Source organism: Bradyrhizobium sp. CCBAU 51753 (assembly GCF_015291565.1).
Classification (GTDB): Bacteria; Pseudomonadota; Alphaproteobacteria; order Rhizobiales; family Xanthobacteraceae; genus Bradyrhizobium; species Bradyrhizobium ivorense.
In genome coordinates this window covers 2,110,200-2,129,779 of sequence record NZ_CP030037.1, presented here as the reverse complement: position 1 = coordinate 2,129,779, position 19,580 = coordinate 2,110,200, and the positions used below count along the sequence as shown (strand labels likewise).

Annotated in this window: 17 protein-coding genes and 1 pseudogene; 5 read left to right on the top strand and 13 right to left on the bottom strand. The window is 60.1% G+C overall.

Translation table 11 applies throughout. The features are described 5' to 3' along the window. Positions 1-93 precede the first annotated feature (93 nt). The 9 genes from XH93_RS09665 to istA all read right to left on the bottom strand — a co-directional run bounded on the left by XH93_RS09665 (position 94) and on the right by istA (position 11,154). Entirely contained in the window at positions 94-1,821 is a 1,728-nt protein-coding gene (locus tag XH93_RS09665) for a hydantoinase B/oxoprolinase family protein (RefSeq protein WP_194473318.1), read from the bottom strand. Further along, positions 1,818-3,899 (bottom strand): hydantoinase/oxoprolinase family protein, encoded by a 2,082-nt coding sequence (locus XH93_RS09660; protein ID WP_194473317.1) that lies wholly within the window; start codon positions 3,897-3,899, stop codon positions 1,818-1,820. The genes XH93_RS09665 and XH93_RS09660 overlap by 4 nt, the downstream gene beginning before the upstream one ends. A gap of 183 nt (positions 3,900-4,082) precedes the next feature. Beyond that, positions 4,083-4,943, bottom strand: coding sequence for an amino acid ABC transporter ATP-binding protein (locus XH93_RS09655; RefSeq protein WP_194473316.1), 861 nt, complete (start codon positions 4,941-4,943; stop codon positions 4,083-4,085). Then, the gene (locus tag XH93_RS09650) at positions 4,936-5,583 is read right to left on the bottom strand and encodes an amino acid ABC transporter permease (protein WP_194473315.1); all 648 of its coding nucleotides are present in this window, start codon (positions 5,581-5,583) and stop codon (positions 4,936-4,938) included. Before XH93_RS09650 ends, XH93_RS09655 begins: the two co-directional genes overlap by 8 nt. Beyond that, positions 5,580-6,296 (bottom strand): amino acid ABC transporter permease, encoded by a 717-nt coding sequence (locus XH93_RS09645; protein WP_194473314.1) that lies wholly within the window; start codon positions 6,294-6,296, stop codon positions 5,580-5,582. The genes XH93_RS09650 and XH93_RS09645 overlap by 4 nt, the downstream gene beginning before the upstream one ends. Positions 6,297-6,311: 15 nt before the next feature. Then, positions 6,312-7,187 (bottom strand): transporter substrate-binding domain-containing protein, encoded by an 876-nt coding sequence (locus tag XH93_RS09640; RefSeq protein ID WP_194473313.1) that lies wholly within the window; start codon positions 7,185-7,187, stop codon positions 6,312-6,314. Positions 7,188-7,591: 404 nt separating this feature from the next. Then, positions 7,592-8,485: an aminotransferase class III-fold pyridoxal phosphate-dependent enzyme gene (locus tag XH93_RS09635; RefSeq protein WP_194473312.1), complete on the bottom strand. Its 894-nt coding sequence runs from the start codon at positions 8,483-8,485 to the stop codon at positions 7,592-7,594. Positions 8,486-8,794: 309 nt separating this feature from the next. Then, positions 8,795-9,607, bottom strand: coding sequence for an IS21-like element helper ATPase IstB (istB, locus tag XH93_RS09630; protein WP_210340453.1), 813 nt, complete (start codon positions 9,605-9,607; stop codon positions 8,795-8,797). After that, positions 9,604-11,154, bottom strand: a complete 1,551-nt coding sequence (gene istA / locus XH93_RS09625; protein WP_194473139.1) for an IS21 family transposase — start codon at positions 11,152-11,154, stop codon at positions 9,604-9,606. Before istA ends, istB begins: the two co-directional genes overlap by 4 nt. A 435-nt stretch (positions 11,155-11,589) precedes the next feature. On the opposite strand from istA, the gene XH93_RS42955 reads away from it, so the two are divergent. Next, positions 11,590-11,805, top strand: a complete 216-nt coding sequence (locus XH93_RS42955; protein ID WP_371814957.1) for an integrase core domain-containing protein — start codon at positions 11,590-11,592, stop codon at positions 11,803-11,805. 209 nt (positions 11,806-12,014) lie between these two features. Here the strand turns inward: XH93_RS42955 and XH93_RS09620 are convergent, their stop codons facing one another. From XH93_RS09620 to XH93_RS09605, 4 genes are all read right to left on the bottom strand, one after another. Further along, positions 12,015-12,752: a hypothetical protein gene (locus XH93_RS09620; protein ID WP_194473311.1), complete on the bottom strand. Its 738-nt coding sequence runs from the start codon at positions 12,750-12,752 to the stop codon at positions 12,015-12,017. A 191-nt stretch (positions 12,753-12,943) separates the two neighbouring features. Continuing rightward, complete coding sequence (locus XH93_RS09615) at positions 12,944-14,083, bottom strand: thiolase family protein (protein ID WP_194473310.1); 1,140 nt, start codon at positions 14,081-14,083, stop codon at positions 12,944-12,946. Positions 14,084-14,098: 15 nt separating this feature from the next. Beyond that, complete coding sequence (locus XH93_RS09610) at positions 14,099-14,539, bottom strand: Zn-ribbon domain-containing OB-fold protein (RefSeq protein WP_194473309.1); 441 nt, start codon at positions 14,537-14,539, stop codon at positions 14,099-14,101. Positions 14,540-14,600: 61 nt separating this feature from the next. After that, a complete protein-coding gene (locus tag XH93_RS09605) occupies positions 14,601-16,166 on the bottom strand; it encodes an AMP-binding protein (RefSeq protein WP_194473308.1) in 1,566 nt (521 codons plus the stop codon). A gap of 764 nt (positions 16,167-16,930) precedes the next feature. On the opposite strand from XH93_RS09605, the gene XH93_RS09600 reads away from it, so the two are divergent. The 4 genes and pseudogenes from XH93_RS09600 to XH93_RS42690 all read left to right on the top strand — a co-directional run bounded on the left by XH93_RS09600 (position 16,931) and on the right by XH93_RS42690 (position 19,522). After that, the gene (locus XH93_RS09600; protein WP_246799543.1) at positions 16,931-17,332 is read left to right on the top strand and encodes an IS66 family insertion sequence element accessory protein TnpB; all 402 of its coding nucleotides are present in this window, start codon (positions 16,931-16,933) and stop codon (positions 17,330-17,332) included. 212 nt (positions 17,333-17,544) lie between these two features. Beyond that, positions 17,545-18,178 (top strand): annotated as a pseudogene (locus XH93_RS42950) (IS66 family transposase zinc-finger binding domain-containing protein); the annotation flags it as partial. Between the two features lie 453 nt (positions 18,179-18,631). Next, positions 18,632-18,766 carry a hypothetical protein gene (locus XH93_RS42695; protein WP_256436599.1) on the top strand — a complete coding sequence of 45 codons (135 nt, stop codon included), beginning with the start codon at positions 18,632-18,634 and terminating at the stop codon, positions 18,764-18,766. Positions 18,767-19,231: 465 nt separating this feature from the next. After that, positions 19,232-19,522 carry a reverse transcriptase domain-containing protein gene (locus XH93_RS42690; RefSeq protein WP_256436598.1) on the top strand — a complete coding sequence of 97 codons (291 nt, stop codon included), beginning with the start codon at positions 19,232-19,234 and terminating at the stop codon, positions 19,520-19,522. The last annotated feature ends 58 nt before the right edge of the window (positions 19,523-19,580 follow it).

Here is a 19,580-nt window from a genome sequence, read left to right as displayed (position 1 = left end):
CTGCCGTTTGCTGAAGGGGGCCGGTACAATGCTCAAAGGGACTAGGTGGAATGCAGATCTTCTTGTCGTCGAGCCCGATTGACAGAAAGCGGATTATGTTCCCCGAAGTATTTGTGTGCGCGCCTCGTCGATGCTGCGTCCGTCGGATGCAATGACGACGGCATACTCTCGCTCGGCCGCCGCGACGCTCACAACCCCATCGCGGACATCGCGCAATACGAGTGAAGGATCGCGGGTTCGCGGATTGCCATATCCGCCCCCGCCCGTTGTGAGCGCGTGGTAAGTCGCGGGCCCGTACCTTTCGACTCCGTATTTTGTGGCCTGGACGGTCCTGCCTTCGGCTAATGAAAGCGTAAGTTGTCCGCTGGCGCCTGCCTTGCCTCCTGCAAAGCCGAAGCCCGACGGCGCGCCGATGCCTTCATTCCGATAGGAATAGTCGGCCGACGTGAACACCTCGACCTCGAAGTCGCAACCGGTTCCACCGCGAAAGCGGCCGGGACCGGCGCTGTCACAGCGTAGCTCTTGGCGGCGGAAGCGCACCGGATAGAGTTGCTCGTAGGTCTCAAGATTAGGCAAACGGAGCCCGCCTAGCGTAATCGGGCCGCCGATCAAATTGAAGCCATCACGGCCCTCAACCGCGCCGCCGCCCGGCGCTCCAGCCCAATTGTACATGACATAGCGATCGCCGTCGGGATACAGGCCAGCCGTGATGGTTCCGATCCCCTTCGACCAGCCGGCGGTGGCGCGCTCGGGCACAATCTGTCCGAGAGCCTTCCAGACCGCATGTATGATTTCCCATCCCACGAATACTGTGTTCATCGTCATGGGTGCCGGCGGTCGCGCGTTTACCAGAGTGCCCACGGGGAGGCGGATCTCGACACTGCGGAATGTGCCCTCGTTCTTGGGCAGATCCGCTTCGAAAAACGAGGCAAGCGCGACAAACACTGCCGACGTGCTATTGGCGATTGAGCTGTTCTTGAATCCGCGGATCTGAGGTGACGTCCCGTCGAAGTCAACGACTAGGCCGGAGTCGCTTACGGTCAGTGTCACTACTATCCGGCCGTCGATTGGCTGAAAGCAATCGTGGTCGACTGTTTCTTCCGCTCTCCAGGTCCCCCTAGGCAAGCGCGACGAAGAAGTCCGGAAGCGCCGGTCGGCATGGGCGAGCACCGCTTCGAAGAACTCGATGGCATGATCCACCCCCACCTCCTCGACCAGCAATGCGAGGCGCTCTGCGCCGATGCGGGTCGAGCCGATCATGGCACGCACATCACCATCGAGTGCCTCGGGCATGCGCGTGTTGATCAACAGCAGGCGCCACAGGTCCTCGCGCGTACGGCCCGCTTCGATCAACTTCAATACTGGGAGCCGGATGCCTTCATGAAAAATCTCTGTGGCAGCCGAGTTGTATGTGCCGGCAGCACCGCCACCGATGTCGACCTGGTGGGCGCGATTGCAGGCAAAGGCTACAAGCTTGCCCATTACGAAGACCGGACAGGCGATGACCCAGTCGGGCAGGTGATTGCCACCGGCGGTGTAGGGATCGCTTAGGAGGAATACGTCTTCCGGCTCGATCGCATCCTTGAAGTCACGCAGAATCGCGCGAACGGCGAAGCCGCCTCCGCCGGTATGCATTGGGAGGCCGTCCGCCTGACTGATCAGGATTCCACGGCCGTCGGTAATGAAGCAGGAGAAATCGTGGCTTTGGCTGAGGATCGGAGAGCGCGCGGTGCGCGTCATCACCCAGCCCATCTGAAGCGCGATATGATCCAACCTGTTCTGGACCAGTGCGAGCGTAATGGGGTCCAAGGCGAAATTCATTCCGCAACTCCGATATGGACCAGGAAGTCGTCGGCGGCGTTGACCTCGACTACGTCTTTGGGGCCGACAAGGGCAGTGGTCGTTCGCTCTTCGATCAGCAGCGGTCCTTGCAGCTTGCAGTCGGGTCGGAGATCCTCTCCGTCGTAGACCGGGACCTCCTGCCATTCATGCGTCGAATCAATCCAAACCGGACGTTTCTGTCGAGGCGTAGGAGTCCTTTCTTGCGATGCCCGGGCCGGAGGGAGTGACCACTCCAAACTGCCGCGCGCGACGACGCGCAACGCTGTAATCTCGAGAAGGCCGCCGGGCTGAATGTGTCCAAATAGGCGCTGATGCTCAGTGTCGAAAGACCTTCGTGCCGCCGCGGGATCGAAACGGTTTGCCCTCAAGGCGACGCGCACGGGCCATTGCTGGCCCGTGTAGCGGAGATCAATCTCGCGCTGGATCGCGCTCTTCTCGGCGAAGCCTTGGCGTGCCATGGCGTCGCGGGCGTTGGCCTCCAGCTGCGCAAATCCCGCCTCGAGGGCCGAGTGATTGACCTTGTCCAGATCAGCGACAAAGACCTGCAGATAATCCTGCCGCACATCGGACTGCAACGTGCCCATGGCACAGAAGGCTCCGGCGGCGCGCGGGAGTAAGGCCTGTTTGCATCCTAGAGCGCGCGCGACGGCGGAGCCATGCATGGGGCCGGCGCCGCCCGCAGCGACCAACGTGAAATGAGCGGGGTCATGCCCGCGCTCAATACTAAGTCGCTCCACCGCGTGCAGCAAATTTTGCTCCAATAAGCGGATCACGCCGGCGGCTGCATTTTCGATCGAAAGGCCCAGTGGACGAGCAAGTTCGTTCTCGATCGCGCGGCGCGCCAAGTCGACGTCGAGCGATACCGCACCGCCTGCCAGCTTGCCCGGGCGCAATCGTCCGAGCACCAGCTGTGCATCGGTCACCGTTGGTTCCTCACCACCCAGTCCGTAAGCTGCAGGCCCTGGCTGGGCGCCGGCCCCCTTCGGGCCGACGTTCAACAGACCAGCAGCGTCGACCCAGGCAATAGTACCGCCGCCAGCGCCAACTGTATGGATCTCCACAGACGGAGTCATGAGATAATAGCCGTCGATGACCAGCTCATCGCTCACCGGCACTTCGCCTCGCGCCATCACCATCACGTCGCAGCTCGTGCCACCGATCTCCATCGAGATGAAATTCGCAGAGTCTTGCGATGGAGCGCACCCCCTGAGGGCACCAACAGCCGCCGCGGGTCCAGACAAAACGAGCATCACCGGACGGCTGGCGACTTCAGTTACTGAGACAGCTCCGCCGTTGCTCTGCAACATGAGGAGCGAACGCGGTAGGCCTAGCTCGCGGAGCCGCTCGTCGAGGGCCCTGAGATAGCGCGTGACCTTGGGAGCAACGTAGGCATTCACCACGGCCGTCGAGCCGCGCTCATACTCGCCCATCGTCGGCATGATCTCGCTCGAGAGCGAGATCCAATCGCCACGCCAACTCTGTGCCAAAGCCTCGCGCGCTTCGCGCTCGTGTTTGCCGTCGAGAAAGCTGTTGAACAGACAAACGGCGACCGATTCGACCTCTTCCTCCTTGAACAAGGCAGCAGCCCTGGTCACGTCCTCGACCTCCAAAGGCGTCAGCTCCGTCCCATCGGCGGCGACGCGTCCGCGGACAGGCTGGCGCAGATAGCGTGGGACTAAAACGGGCGGATACGGGGTACGGTGGTCCCATTGGTTTTCGCGGAAGCCACGGCGGATCTCCAAAGAATCACGGAAGCCTTCGGTGGTCAGCATCGCGACCCGCGCGCCCTTCTTTTCCAAGATCGTGTTGGTGGCGACCGTCGAGCCGTGGACAAACAAAGCGCAGTCCCGCAGCAGAGCAGAAAGCGGCAGATCGAACTCAGCCGAGGCCAGCCGCAAGACGTTCAGGACGCCTTCGCTAGGATCGGCAGTGATCGACGGGGCCTTGAAAACTCGAACATGGCCGGCCGCGTCGCGCAAGATCATGTCGGTGAAGGTGCCACCTACGTCGACGCCAATTCGCCACGGAGGCACTATGGTCGAAGTATGACTGCTCATTGCCGATCTTCTCATTTTTGCGGCCGCAGGAGCGAGCACGCATGCCGTCGGCGCTGGACGTCTGGGGCATGCGTCAACTGATCTGTTAGCTTGCCTGATCCTCTGAGTAGATCACTAGCTTCGGCGACTTTCGATGTGCAGCAGGTCGAGGGCTCGTTTTGCCATGCCGGCTATATTGGCTTTTCAATGGTTCAGAACCGACTGCAGGAATGCGCGCGTGCGCTCGCTTTCGGGATTGCTGAAGATCTTATCGGGCGGGCCCTGCTCGATGATGCGGCCCGCATCGAAGACGGCGATACGATCGGAGATTTCACGCGCGAAACGCATCTCGTGTGTGACGATCAGCAACGTCACCTTCGATTCGTGCGCTATACCTCGCACCACGTCCAGCACTTCTCCGGCGAGCTCGGGGTCGAGCGCTGAGGTGATTTCGTCAAGCAGGAGTATCTCAGGTTTCAAGATCAGCGCGCGCGCGATCGCGATACGCTGTTGCTGACCTCCCGAAAGCTGCGCAGGATAGGCATGCACTTTGCTTTCCAAGCCTACCATCCGAAGGTATTCGAGCGCGCTGTTCTGCGCCTGCTCTTTTGACAATCCCAACACGGTGGTGGGGGCCAAGACAAGGTTCTGCAGCACGGTCAGATGCGGAAACAGGTTGAATTGCTGGAAGACCATGCCGCATCGGCGCCGAATGCACGCCTCCTGAGCGCGGGAAAGCTGCTTGCCCGCCGAATCAGAGAGGATGCTTTCCCCGAAGACCCTAATAACCCCGCTGGTGGGCTTCTCGAGCGTCATCGCCAAGCGCAGCACAGTCGTCTTTCCAGAACCGCTTGGGCCGATTAGCGTGACCTTTTCGCCGGGGCGCACTTGCAGGTCGAGATCGACCAGCACACGGTGAGCACCGAAGGATTTCGAGACCCTTTCGAATTCGATAGCCCACGTGGCCTGTTGCGACTTCGGAGCCGCTCCATGTGACTCATTGAAAGCTGCGCTGGCACCGAGCGCGAATGGTCCAGCCTGGCTAAATTTCGTGGTGCTAAGCATGTTTGACCTTGAATCTGGATAGGAAGTACAGGAACGGCAAGTTCATGCCGATATAGATGAGGCCCGCCAGGGTGAACGGCTCGAGATAGCGGAAGCTCAGTTGGGCCTTTATCTGAGCTTCACCCATCAGCACCGGAACCCCGATCGCAAAAAGCAACGCGGTTTCCCGAAAGAGACCGAGGACGTAATTAAGCAGGGCTGGTACGGACCGTTTGACCATCAACGGAACGAGCACCCGTCGCCACGTAACGTAGGAGCTCAAATGCAGCGCCACGCAGGCGTCCCGCAGTTCGGCGGGAATGGTGATGAGACTACCGCGATAAACTTCCGAGCAGTACGCAGCGTAGACAATACCCAATATGCCGATGCCAATGGGCATTGCTGGAAGCGTGAGCCCGAGCCCTGGTAGGACATAGAACCCGATATAGAGCAGCACAAGAATCGGCACGCCGCGGAAGAGTTCGAGCCAGAAGCGCACGAAGGATCTTCCGAACGTGGTGCTTACACTCTCGATGATCGCAAGAAGTAGCCCGCCTAAGAGGGCGATCGCCGAACTCGCCAGCGTTACCACAATGGTGTTCCAAACGCCCGTCATGATGTCCGGCAAAATCTGCAGGACATAGCTCCAATCCCATGTCATTGAGCCACTCCTGCAAGTGCAGCCGCTTCGGATGTGATCTGAACCGATGTACGCGCAGCGCGCAAAGCACGGTTTAGCGGGAGTAACTGCTCAATGAACCGAAAAACAACGGCGCAAAGAAGGGTTAGGATCCAGTAGATTGCTGCGATCAAGCAAAAGACACTGACCGTCTCGAACGTCTGGCCGTGAATGTAGCCTCCAACATAGAGCAGGTCCGGCACGCCGATGAAGCTTACGATGGCGGTCCACTTGAATATGCCCCTGGCCAGGCTGCCGAAACCGGGCACGATTTGCGAGAGCGCCTGCGGCAAAACGACCTTCCTGAACCCCTGCAGATTGCTCAGCCCAAGCGCATGACATGCGTCGCCCTGCCCGCGATGCACAGACTCGATGCCGGCACGGACGATCTCGGCGCCATACGCGGATGCATCAAGCGCCAGCACGAGGATGGCCGCAGTGACGGGGCCAAGATGCGGCATTCCAGGTATCAACGGCAGCGCATAGTATACCCAGAACAGGAGAACCAGAGCCGAGGGGCCACGAACGCTCTCGATGAAGAGCATCGTGGCCGCCCGTACCACTGGCGACTTGGACAGCCTTAGGGCGCCGAGGATCACCGAGCCGAATGCTGCACCGAAGATGATGCACAACGACACCCACACGGTGACCCACAGGCCCTGCAAGAGGGCAGGCCAGTACTCCAACACAGCCATCACTGCGGTTCCGCCTTACTTGCAGCTCGGCACGACGTCACTGGCTTTCTCGATCTTGGAGACGGCCTCCCACACCGCATCGAAGCCATCGAGATCGCCGTAAGCCTGCTTCCAGTACTTCGTGAGAAGCTCCTTCATCACGCCATTGCCGCGCAATTTGTTAAGCTCCTTGTCGAACGCGTCGCGGAAAGCCACGTCTTCCTTGCGGAACATCGCGCCGTACGCGCTCGGTGGCGCCTGCTTGTCGAGGATGAATTCGAGGCCTTGCTTTTCTGGGTGGATGATAGCGACTTGATTAAGGTAAGCCACATCCGCCCGGCCGCCGGTGACCGTCGCCGCCATAGCCGGAATATCAGGGAGGCTCACCAACTGCTCAGGCTTAATTCCCGCTTTCATTAAGTACGGCGTATAGGCTCCCCCTGCAGCGCCCGCCACTTTGATGTCGGGGTTCTGCGCGATCTGGGCGACACTGGTGATGTGTTTCGGGTTTCCGCGTTTAACAAAGAACCCGCTCAGCCCCACGAAATTGGGTGACGAATAGATCACCTCTTTGCAGTACTCTTCCGTGTAACTCAGGCCAGGGGCAACAAAGTCGACCTGACGGGACTGCAGCGCGGGAACCTGGGCGCTCCAATCCAGCAGCACGCCCTTAAGCTCCGGCTGCCCCATGGCCTTGAGCGCCAACTCCATTACTTCGGGCCCATAGCCAGCTGCCTTCCCTTCCGGGGATATCATGTCCCAAGGGGGCGCCGAGCCAAGAGCCATCTTGACGTGGCCAGCCTTGCGGATCGAGTCGAAAAGAGGTCCGCTGTCCTGCGCGAACGACGGGTACGGATTGCTGACCAGCCCCAGCACCAGGACGGCGAATGAGAACTTCAGTTGACTACGCATGTTGTCTCCTCCTAATCCAAAATCCTAATCTAGAAGTCCCCGGTCCCGCAGGGACCGTAAGGCCTCTTCGGCCGCGTGCAAGTACAAGCCATGTGTCTCCTCGGTATGCGCGAGCGACACATAAACCTTGGAAGGTCCGCAGAAGATTCCCCTGCGGATCATTTCAAATCCCCAAAGGCGGGCGGCATCTTGCCGCGATGCCGCCACTGCCTGAATGATGCCCATCGGGCCACTCCCAAATACCACCCGCTGGATAGCGGGCGGACCAATCATCTGTACGGCCACCGAAAGCCTATTTGCGATTTCACGTAAACCGTTTGCCAGCGCTTCTCCCTTTTGTTTGAGGATTGCGGGAGCTTTCAGCTCCTCGACAACTGCAAGGGTGGCAAGACCAGCCGCACAGCTCAGCGGATTACCCCATTGAGCGTGCCACTCATCATGGCAGGACGACCATCATTGGGACGCCCAGTCACCACGACGTCCAGAACATCAGCCCGCCCTGCCAAGGCCGCCAGTGGTGTTCCACCGCCCAGGATCTTGCCCAAGGCGCAAAGGTCCGGCGTCACGCCGAAGTACTCTTGAGCACCGCCTAGCGCGAGCCGGAAGCCCGTCACCACCTCGTCGAACACCAGCAGCGCACCTATGCTGTTGGCCAACGCGCGCAAGCCTTCAAGGAAACCCGGCGCGGGCACGAACGCCCGTTGCACTGGTTCGACAATGATCGCAGCGATGTCCTGGGCGATAGGCTCGACGATCTGGCGGGTGTGCCCGATGTCGTTGTAAGGTGCAATGACGACCGTCTCACTGACCTCCGCCGGAATACCGGCCGCTTCCGCCATAGGATGCTGATCATTGTGACCGGGCTCCACGCGAGACTTCTGCTGTGCGTAGTCACTATGCCCGTGGAAACCGCCATCGAACTTCAAGATCTTGGTGCGTTGTGTAAAAGCCCGCGCCACGCGGAGCGCATAAAAATTTGCCTCCGATCCATCGCTGCAAAATCGCACGGACTCTGCGCATGGCACCAACTGACAGATCTTGGCCGCCAGATCCTGAGCTCGCGCGTTCATGAGATAGTAATGCGCGCCAAGGGCGGCCTGCTCCGTAATAGCCGACACGCCCCTGGGATGCGCACGGCCAAGCACCATCGGCCCCGCTCCCATTACGTACCGGCGTCCATCAGCTGACCAGAGCCACGGCCCACTACCGCGCGCAACGGTGAACGCCAGTTCGTCCGGGAGCTTGAACACGCCTAGAGAGTTTCCAGCCAGAGAGCTGCGCGCCACCGCAGTGTACATTTGGTTCCCTCACCCTCGATATTAAATTTGATGTATCATATATCAATATTCCACCGAGTCAAGCACCGCCAGCTGCGTTCGTGGCGAAAGGTCGGCGGCTTCTGTCACGGTTAGGTCGACCCTGCTGGCTGGGGCTTAGTTCGGGCGCTGCAGTGTGGGAGATGCCAGCTGGAGCGGAGCGTATAGCGCGACAATCTGGCTGGGAAGCGCGCGACAATCAGGATGGCGAGTCGGTGTCGCGGCGAGGTGATGATTGCCGCGATGATTGTCGCGCGCAAGAGTTTTGTTGGCTCTGATTGTCGCGGAGCGTCAATCAACGAGGGTTTTTGGTGTCGCGTGCGACGGTGGCCGGCCTGGGCCGCGTTTTCGCTCGAGCGCGGTTCGCCTGCGATAGCTCTCGACGTTCATTTCGATGATGGTGGCGTGGTGAACGAGGCGATCGATGGCGGCGAGCGTCATGGCGGGGTCCGGGAAGACCTTATTCCATTCGCCGAAGGGCTGATTGGCGGTGATCAGCATCGAGCGCCGTTCGTAGCGCGCGCTGATGAGTTCGAACAGCACGCTGGTCTCGGCCTGATCCTTGGTGACGTAGGCGAGGTCATCGAGGATCAGGAGGTCGAAGCGATCGAGGCGATTGATGGCGGCCTCGAGGTTAAGCTCGCGCCGCGCCACCTGGAGCTTCTGCACGAGATCGGTGGTGCGGGTGAACAGGATCCGCCAACCGTTCTCGATGAGAGCCAAGCCAATCGCTGCCGCCAAGTGGCTCTTGCCACCGCCAGGCGGCCCAAACAGCAGCAAATTGGCGCCCTTGCCGACCCAGCCGTCGCCAGCGGCAAGCGCGGTCACCTGCGCTTTGGAGATCATCGGCACGGCGTCGAAGTCGAAGCTATCGAAGGTCTTTCCGGCCGGCAGCCTCGCCTCGACGAGATGGCGCTCGATGCGACGGCGGCCGCGTTCGGCGATCTCGTGCTCGGCGATGACGGCGAGGAAGCGGGCCGCCGGCCAACCTTCCTTGTCGGACTGTTCGGCGAACCGTGGCCACAGCACCTTGATGGCGGGCAGCCGCAGCTCGTTGAGCAACAGATTGAGGCGCGCGGTGTCGACGGTGTTGGCCGTGTTCATGCGGCGTCTCCGATCTCGCTGGCGCCGATGAGGCACTCATAGCTGGCGAGCGGGGCGAGCTGCACCATGACCTGCGGCACGCAGGCAGGATCGGGCGCGAAGTGGGCGCGCAGCCGGTTGAGGTCGGGCAGTTGGCCGGCGTCCAGGTCGGCGGCGAGCTGACCGGCGAGTTCGGCCTCGCAGCCGCGCTCGTGCGCCAGCGCAAGCAGATCGACCATGAGCCGGCAGGCTTTCCTGTCCGGCAGCCGTTCGCGCAAGCGATCGAAGGTTCGGCGATAGGCATCGCGCGGGAACAGCCGATCACGGTAGACGAGATTGAGCAGCGCCATTGGCTTGCGCCGCAAGGAATGGATCACGTGCCGATAATCGACGACCTGGTCGTGCTTGCCGTTGGGATGCGGCCGCCCACGCGACAGGGTGACGAGATGGGTGCCGCCGACGAACACGTCGAGACGATCGTCGTAAAGGCGCACCCGCAGCTGGTGGCCGATCAGGCGTGACGGCACGGTGTAGAACACCTTGCGCAAGGTGAAGCCGCCGCTTGACGTCACGCGGACAATCACCTCCTCGTAGTCCGAGGTACGGCGATCCGGCAACGCCTGCAGGGTGGCGCGCTCGTGGTCGATCCGCTTGGCGTTGCGGGCATTGCGGCGGCTGACGATCTCGTCGATGAAGCCGCGGTAGGCGGCGAGATCATCGAAGTCGGCAGTGCCGCGCAACAGCAGCGCATCGGCGATCGTCCGCTTGAGATGGCCGTGCGAGCTCTCGATCGCCCCATTCTCGTGGGCGATGCCGCGATTGTTGCGGGAAGGCCGCATGCCGTAGTGGGCGCAGAGGTCCTCGTATCGCCGGGTCAGATCGTCCCTCGCATTGCGGTCGAGATTACAGAAGGCGGCCGACAGGCTGTCGGTCCGATGCTCCCGCGGTGCGCCACCGAGCGACCACAGGGCATTTTGCAGCCCTTCGGCCAAAGCGACGAAGCTCTCGCCGCCGAGCACGACATGGGCGTGCTCGAACCCGCAATAGGCCAACCGGAAGTGATAGAGGCGATGATCGAGCGGCACGCCAGCGATGGTGATCCCCAGTTCGCCCATGTCGGTGAAGTCGGACAGGCCGACCTGGCCCACTTCGTGGGTCTGGCGGAAGATGACCTCCTGCTCCTCGCCGTGGATCGCCCGCCAGGCGCGGATCCGGCGCTCCAGCGTGCGGCGGATCCCAGCTCCGAGCTCAGGATGACGCCGTAACATCTCCTCGAAGATCGCGACAGCCCGCACGCCGGGGGCCGCCTTCAACATCGGCACGACCTCGGTCTCAAACACACTGGCCAACGGGTCCGGTCGGCGCCGGCCGCGGGCACCTTTCTTCCGCGATGGAAGGCGGGAATCCTTCTCCATTCGATAAGCGGTTGACGTGCTGAACGACGCCTTGGCAGCGGCCACTGGCGGGGTATCGGTCTGACGGTACTTCATGTAGAGCCTCATCTGGTGATCGGTAATGTGTCGGCCTGGCAAGCGAGTGATTCCTCTTGGCGGAAGAACCACTTGCATAACCAACCGGCCGCGATCACCCGACGGCGCGGTCCCCTGTGGATCGCGCCGTCGCTGGGCTCGTAACTCCGGTCGGACTACGCCCTCCCTGCGTCACGAGCCCAGCGACGCTCTCTCATCCTGATTGACGCTCCGCTTCCATCCTGATTGCCGCGCGGCAGGAGCGTCGTCACGGCAGTTCGACGGCGCTTTTCTTTGGATTTGTAGGCTCGAGCACAAGCCCATTTGCGAAGACCTTGCATGGTCAAGACCGATCAAGTCGTTCATCCGTCCCGGATCGAGAACCTGAGAGTCACGCTCTGCGGGCTTCCGCGGCGCCACGACGGACGTCGATGATACTTCACGCGCGAATGCCTGGCTCTGGTCGCGCACAGCTCGCTGCCAGCTCGGTCGCGTGCGAAGTCGACGCCGCGATCGCTTCGCGGTTGTTCGGCTATGATCGTGTCCAACAATGGCGCTGAGTTTCAGGCCGAGTGGCACCACATTGCTCTGGGAAGTCCGCCGCAGCGTGCCTTGATAGAAAGCTTCAACAGGCGCCCGTGCGATGAGCTGATAAGTGAACGCCGTTCAGCTCTCTCGTGCACGCCCGCGAGGTCCTGTCGCTCTGGAATGACGAGCACAACACCGTCCGACCGCTCGGCCGCTCGGTAATCTCACGCCGCCGCTTACGCCAAGTCCAGGACGCTGCGTTTGCCGAGGGCTCCGCGTCCCGTTCCATTGCTTCACCGAGCCAAATGGGCTCAACTCAACCCGGGACTATGCTTATCGCTGGATGAAGGAAGGGCCCAGCTCACAGCGATTAGAAGCTTGGTGAACTAACAACGACCCTTGCTATTTGTGGGTAGCGATTATAGCGCTTCTCACGCGCCGAGTAAGCTTCGAGCGACCGCAGCGATGTCCCAGGTCGGCAGCCGGAGCGCGGCGACAATGTCCGCCCTGAATTGCGGCATAGCAGTACACTCCAGGACAATTGAACCAATATCCATGAATGCACGCCCTTGGCGCTCTCGCAGGCACACTTCAATAAGCTCCCTGCGGAACTCGTCCATATTTACCCGTGGGATCTTCACAAGCCAATCCCGATGATTGAGGGCCGACCAATTAGGTAGGGCGCTGACTCCGACAATGCGTAGTCGAGATCGATCTGGATGGTCAGAGAGCATTGTTTTGGTAAAAGCCTTATTGAATGTAAGGATTCCAACCGGTCGAGTGGTGGATTGGAGAGCATAAGGTAGAAGTTGCAGGGCGCTCAACAATGTGGGCGTCTCCGTACGGACCGCCGAGCGCGCATAGTACATGTAGCCGCAATTCCCAACAATCAGGTCGCAGTGGGGGGCTAGCCGGTCAACGGCGTCTGCGATGGCCTCGATCGCATCCGGCCTCCCTTCAAGCAGCACCGAACCGCCGGTGCCGGGTGCTATGGCGAATGCGGTTGGAACCGGCCAGAAGGCAGGATGCATAAAGAAGCCGGTTGGCTCGTCTGGAGGGGGTGGAGGGGCGTTGAAGGGGTCAGGCAAATCGATCGTGTTGCGATAGCCAATGGCATCCAAGCTAACAACGCCAAGGCGGGGGCCCTCAGGTTTTCTTGTCACGAGCATGGATGCGTTCTCCTCGTTTTCATACCGGGCTACAAATCACACCAGGCGTTAAGCTCTTGAACTCCGGTCGGTACTGATCCCACCCGAATGCCGGCGATTGGTTGAGCATTTGGGCTTTTGGATTGGTGGACGCCAACTTTGATAAGAGTTCTCGCGTTCCGTGAAGCAGACTTCAGTTGTACTCGCCGACGCTAGGACTTCTGCAAGATGTGCGCGTAGCAGACAGCACCCACGCCAACCATGTGGGCCAAACCGATCTTGGCGGCTTTATGCTGCCGGGGGCCAGCCTCGCCGCGCAGCTGAATCGTGATCTCGCCGATCTGCCCGATGCCGGTCGGCCCAAGCGGATGGCCCATGGCAATAAGGCCGCCCGAGGGACTGACGGCCACTCGTCCGCCGATATCGAACGCGCCTTCCTTGAGCAGGTGAATTGCTTGCCCCGGTTCGCAGATTCCCATCGCCTCGACATATTCAAGCTCTTCGACCGTGAATGCATCATGGAGTTCGAGTACATCGAGGTTTCGCGGCTTCAAACCTGTCTGCTGTAGCGCATCGGCGATGGTGGCCTGCGTGATTACTGCATCGACGGTTGCATGCGGCCCGGGTCGTTCGCTCGAAGCTGCTGAGGCCGCGATACGGATTGCGCGGCCTGCATCTGTGCCAAGGCGTTTGATCGCATATTCGCTGGCGATGATGACCGCAGCTGCGCCTTCACCAACAGGGCAGCACTGCAAAGTGGTCAATGTCCCGGACACTCCCTTGCCAGCCAAAACCTCGTCGAGTGAGCGTTTCTGTTGGCGATGGGCGTTCGGGTTTAGCGAGCCATTCCGATGATTCTTGACAGCTACCAAGGCGATGTCCTCGGGCTTCACTCCATGCTTCTGAGCATATTCGTTCGTCAAGAGCGCGAAATGAGTGAAGGGAAGGATCGCGTCATCGGCCAGACTGTCGATGCCCGTTTTGGCCCGCTGCGCGGGAGGCGGTTTGTCCACGCCAGCCGCCAGGCACACGTCAGCCATGCCAGAGGCGACCTCGATGCAAGCGTGTCGGAAAGCAGCGGAGCCGGACGCAGAAGCATTCTCGATGTGCACGAGTGGCCGCCCAGTATCGCCGAGGTGCTTCAACATCGGCCGGCCTGGGGCCGTGCCGAGACGGCCGGTCCCTATGTAGGATGACTCGACGTCCGGCCAAGCGATACGAGCATCCGCAAGAGCCTGTCGGATTGCCTGGAGCCCTAGCGCCACGTACGGAGTCTCGCTTAGCGGTTGATATCGATGCCAGCCGACCCCGATTACATAAACCGGACGTAGGTCTTTAAGGAATATAGCCATATTGATTTGGTCCTGTCAGTCAGGAGGCTGGGTGAAACGAAGGTCGAGAAGAGTCTTTCCTCCGCCGTCGATGGGGACCAGCTTGCTCACCATTCTGTCCCCAGCCTTGAGGGGCCGCTCGTCGGAATCGATCAACAGAGTGCGGATGGTCGGACCATCGTCGAGCTTGATCGAACCGACCACGAACGGCGCTTGTGGGCCTCCGATGTTGTCGACGCTCTTCGCAGGCGGGCTGTGCATGTGGACCTTCGCCGACGCGATCAATGTGCCACACCCGCCGAGAGCAAATGGCTTCAAGACCTCGCCCGTAGCTCCGCATATCTCGCAGCCGTAAACCTGGAAGGGGAAGAAGACGTGGCCGCAGTGGCCGCATTTGCCACCCTTCAGACAGGGATGGCCGGGCGCGGACTCCGTACCCTCCGGGCCATAGAGATTAGGCTTGAGAAGATCCAACATGCTCTTCGTTTTCCCAGCACTCACAATTGCCTTTTGCTGCAGAAACGCCTGGAAAGCGGCATTAGCCGTTTACCTGACGCGTCACGCCTTTCCAATAAGGCGCCCTGAGTGACTTCTTGTCGATCTTGCCTAGGCTTGTCAGCGGCAGGGCCTCGACAAAGTCTACTGACTTCGGAGCTTGCACCGGGCCCTTCAACTTTTTGGTGAACGCGATAAGTTCCTCTGACGACACCTTTTCGCTAGGTCGCAAAACGACGATAGCTTTGACCGCTTCACCCCATTTTTCATCCGGTACCCCGATGACTGCCGCAGCTGAGACCGCCGGGTGCGTGGTCAGGGCATTCTCCACTTCCTTGGGATAGACATTCACTCCGCCTGAGATGATCATGTCTTTCTTGCGGTCCACGATGAAGAAGTATCCCTGCTGATCCTGGTAGGCCAAGTCACCCGTATGGAGCCAGCCGCCGCGCAGAGCGTCTGCGGTCAACTCGGGTTTCTTCCAATACCCCGACATGACCAAGGGCCCACGTACGCAAATTTCGCCAATTTCGCCTTGAGGCACTGGCTTACAATCATCATTAAGCAACTTGACCAGAACCCCAGGGTATGGAGTTCCAACAGATTCAAGCCGCTTGTCGTCGCCCGTAAGGTGGTCTTCTTGACTGAGGATCAGGATGGTGGCAGGCGCTTCGGTTTGGCCGTAACCTTGAATGAATACCGGACCGAAGATCGCCAGCGCTTCACGAAGTCGCGCAGGTGAGATTGGAGCGGCACCATAGAGGATACGACGCATGCTCTTCAGATTGGCCTTCGAGATATTAGGGTGGTCTAGCAAGGCGTAGAGCATCGTAGGTACTGCCATCATCCTTGTGATGCCCTCTCGCTCGATGGCGCGGATCACCTCGCTTGGATCGAACTTCTGCTGCAGAACGGTGCAGCCGCCCTTTAGAAGGGTTGGCAAAATGATTGAACCGCCGCCGTGCGACATGGGGGTGGCGCAGAGGTATTTGATGTCGGACTCCCAGGGCTGTGCCGCCATATAGTTGATGGTACAGGTGGCAAGCGATCGGCTGGAAGCCATCACGCCCTTCGGTAGACCAGTAGTGCCTCCGGTATATGCTAGACGAACAATATCGCCCGGCTCAACTTCGTTCGTTAGCGGCAGCTTGGGACTAATACCGGTCCAGAAGGGACCGATGTCACCGTTTTCAGCTTGATACGATCTGACCTGAACTCTGTCGCCGAGCGCCCTCTTGATCTCGATGCCATTGCGGATGTGCTCATCGTCAACAATAACAACCACAGCCTCGGAATCCTCGACGGCGTAAATGTGGTCGTTGATGCTCGATGCGGCTTGTAGCGGGACTGATCGGTATCCTTGAATGTAGCACGCGGCGGTAATTGCGAAAGCTTCGGTAGCATTGCCTGCGATCTGCGCGACGGCATCGCCCTTGCGGACTCCCAGCGAATCGAGCGCGGCCACCGCTCTTCCGATCATAATCTCCAGCTCGCCAAAGGTAACAGCGCGACTGTATTCCTTGAAGGCAACGCGGTCTTTGAACTTCTGAAGGGCAATGATGATGAGATCACCAATGGTCGGACCCTGATAAAGCTGCTGGTCAAACATTTCACACCTAAATCTTCAAACCTCAGCTGCCAGTGAGCCGACAGCGACTAAATCGTCGGTAAGCCCATTCTGGATTGTCTACAAGCGCTCGGCATCAATGGATTTCGCTATCCAGCTCCCGAACGCTGTATCCGAAAGTGAAGCTTTCCGGGCAAATGGCGACGCACCGACTCCAAGTTGGCCCGGGCTCGGAAGAGCTGTTGGAAAGGGTAACGGCCGCGTATCCGTGAATTCAAGCTTCGGAATGGATACGGAAGGGTCATTGACCTTTCGCGCCCATGGAGTGCAATCAGAATCGCGCGCGCTCCGAAATGTGAAGACGAGAGGTCGCACGGACTGCCAGCTCGAACTGTTGGCAGTGCGGTACGAGATTGACCATCGTTGTACACCTAGCGAGAAGCCGAGGCTGTGTATGATAATCAGCGCTTTCATCCCTGCCGGGCCTGGGATCCTGCCGTTTCCGAGCATTGGGATGAACCGCTCGTCGGCCTTGGTAAATGCGCCCGTCTCCGTTTGGAAATTCGCCTTTTGCCAAGCGGATATCGGCGTACCTGGGTCAGGAAACTCAAATACCCAAGTTTCTGTTTGGGATCGTTGCGGGCGCTTGATTGCGTGCATTACGGCTCGACACAAGATCGTATTTGATGCATCAAATATAGAGAAGGTGGCAGAGACCTGCAAGGCATTTCCGCTTGAGGCGTTTCCGATAGTATCCTGACGGAGGCCGCCTTGCGGTGTGAGGCGAGGTGTAGAGAACTGTTCCTATGGACAGCGCTAAGGTCGGAGCCCAATCGGGCAGCTCGAAGTGGTTGAGATGGGGCGACGGCGCCGCTGGTTCCGAGGACGAGAAGCTCAAGATCGTCCTGGAGAGCTTAGAGGCACCGCGCCAGGTGACCGCGACGACGCGGTGGTACGGTATCTCACGCTCGTTGCTGCTCCGATGGCGACAGCTCTTTCGCCCGGAGCCGAAGCAAGCCGCCGCGCAATTCGTGCCAGCGAGGGTGGTTTCGGAGTGGGGAGCGGCATTTGGTCCCCTCGAGCCAACCAAGAGCGGGGCGATCGAGATCGAGTTTGCGGCCGGAGCCCGGATACGGATCACCGGCGCGGTCGATGCGGTGACGCTGAAGGCAGATGTCGCAGCGCTGGATGACGGACGGCTCCGGTGATCGCCGTTCCGTCCGTTTGGCTATTTGCTTGAAGGGGATTGACTGGCGCATGCCGCAACACACGTGGCGACCGCAGGCCGCCGGTTGATCGCTGGGATTTGAATCCGTAACCCAACCGGCGGTTCGGACACAGCTGGGCTATTGTGATTCTCTAGTCGGGCGATGAGCGCCGATGATTCCCTCCCCGACGATGTGACCCCGTTCTGAAGGCAATGCTGCGCGTCGAGCGAGCAGCCCGCTTGGCCGCGGAAGCGGAGGCGAAGGTGCGGACATTGCTGATCGAGAAGCTCCAACTCACGATCAAGAAGCTGCGGCACGAGCAATTCGGACAGTCCTCCGAGCGCGGAGCATTGCTAGACCAACTCGAGCTGCAGCTCGCCGATCTTGACGAGGACGCCGCGCAAGCCGAGACCACAGCGCAAATGGCTGCAGCCGACGAGATCACGTTGCCATCTTTCGAGCGCCGCAAGCCGCCCCGCCGGCCGCTGGCCAGAGCATTTGCCGCGAGAGCGCCTTGTCTATCCGGTGCCTGCGGCCTGCCCATGCTGCGGCGACAACCGATTGCGCAAGATCGGCGAGGACGTGACCGAGATGCTGGAGCTCATTCCGCGCCAGTGGGAAGTGATCCAGCACGTGCGCGAGAAGCTCGTGTGCCGGGCCTGCGAAGCGATCACTCAACCTCCGCTACCTCGCACCCGATTGCGCGTGGACGTGCCGGGCCGGCTGCTGCTCGCCCATGTCCTCTTCGTCAAGTACGGCCTGCACCTGCCGCTCCATCGTCAGAGCGACGTCTACCGGCACGAAGGCGTCGACCTCGATGTCTCGACGCTAGCCGACTGGGTGGGCCCGGCCCAGGCTGTGTAGAAACTCAATAACGCGGGGACCCTATAGAACAGAATGCTATGCGCCCCTACTTGCAAGACGTTTACCGACTGCTTGGTTCTCTCTCTTGGCGCACAATAGAATCAGATTCTACGTCGAAACGAGCGCGCTGATTTTTTTACGGCCTGGGCCGCGACAACCCTGATGCCGCTGGTCGATACGATCCGAAGCCATGTCTTCGCTGCCCAGCGCATCCACGCGGACGACGGTGTGCTGCAGAAGCACACGGAAAGGATGATCGAGATGACCTGAAAATCTGTGTGCACAAGCTGTGGCAGCGATGAGGGTAGGCCCCTCGGGATCGACTTTCAGGAGTCGGTCCCAAATCACTTCAAGCGGCTTCGCTTAAGAGGCGCGGTCGTGAGCGTTGAAGCCAACCGTCGGGAATACCCGAACGGATAGGCGTCCGAGAGACGAATGAAAATGAACCCGCCGATGAACCGTCGTAACGTGGAAATCGTTGTCAAAACCAGAGGTGTGTCGTCCCTCTGGGATGAGCCCGCCGGAAGCCTGATGACCGGGCGGGCGGCGACCGGCGTTGAGGGGGCGTGAATCGGATGCAGGCGCTGCCGCGGAACTGCAGGAACCAGTCGCTCCGATGGAAAGGGAGAAGCACAAGCGAAGAAGACCGCGAGGCGAGATTACCGACGCGGAGCACTGGAACGGACCGATCCGTATTAGCGACGAAGGCTCGTAATGGGGCCGGAGCAAAGGGATCGGATCAGGAGGGCTGGCCACCGTCGCAACTGACAACAGGAGGACGACGGTGAACCAGCCGAGCAAACCGTTCAACATCGACAAGAGAGAGGTGTACGAAGCATATCTGCAGGTGCGATCCAATGGTGGCGCAGCCGGTGTCGACGGAGTGACGATTCGAGTCCGACTTGAAGAGCAATCTCTACAAGATTTGGAATCGAATGAGCTCAGGCGCTTACTTCCCGCCGCCTGTTCGCGCCGTCTCCATTCCAAAGAAGAGTGGGGCCAAAGGATCCTCGGGTGCCCACTGTGGCAGACCGCGTGGCACAGACCGTTGTCAAACAACTAATTGAGCCGGCTCTCGACGCAATCTTTCTGGCGGATTCCTACGGCTACAGATCCGGTAAATCGGCTCTCGATGCCGTAGGCGCAACGCGACAGCGGTGCTGGAAGTACGATTGGGTTCTGGAGTTCGACATCAAGGGACTGTTCGAAAATATCGACCACGAGCTTCTGCTGCGGGCCGTCCGCAAACATGTGACGTGTGCATGGGCGCTGCTCTACATTGAAAGATGGCTGACAGCGCCGATGGTGCAAGAGGATGGAAGATAATCGAGCGAAGCCGCGGTACCCCGCAAGGGGCGTGGTGAGCCCGATCCTCGCCAACCTC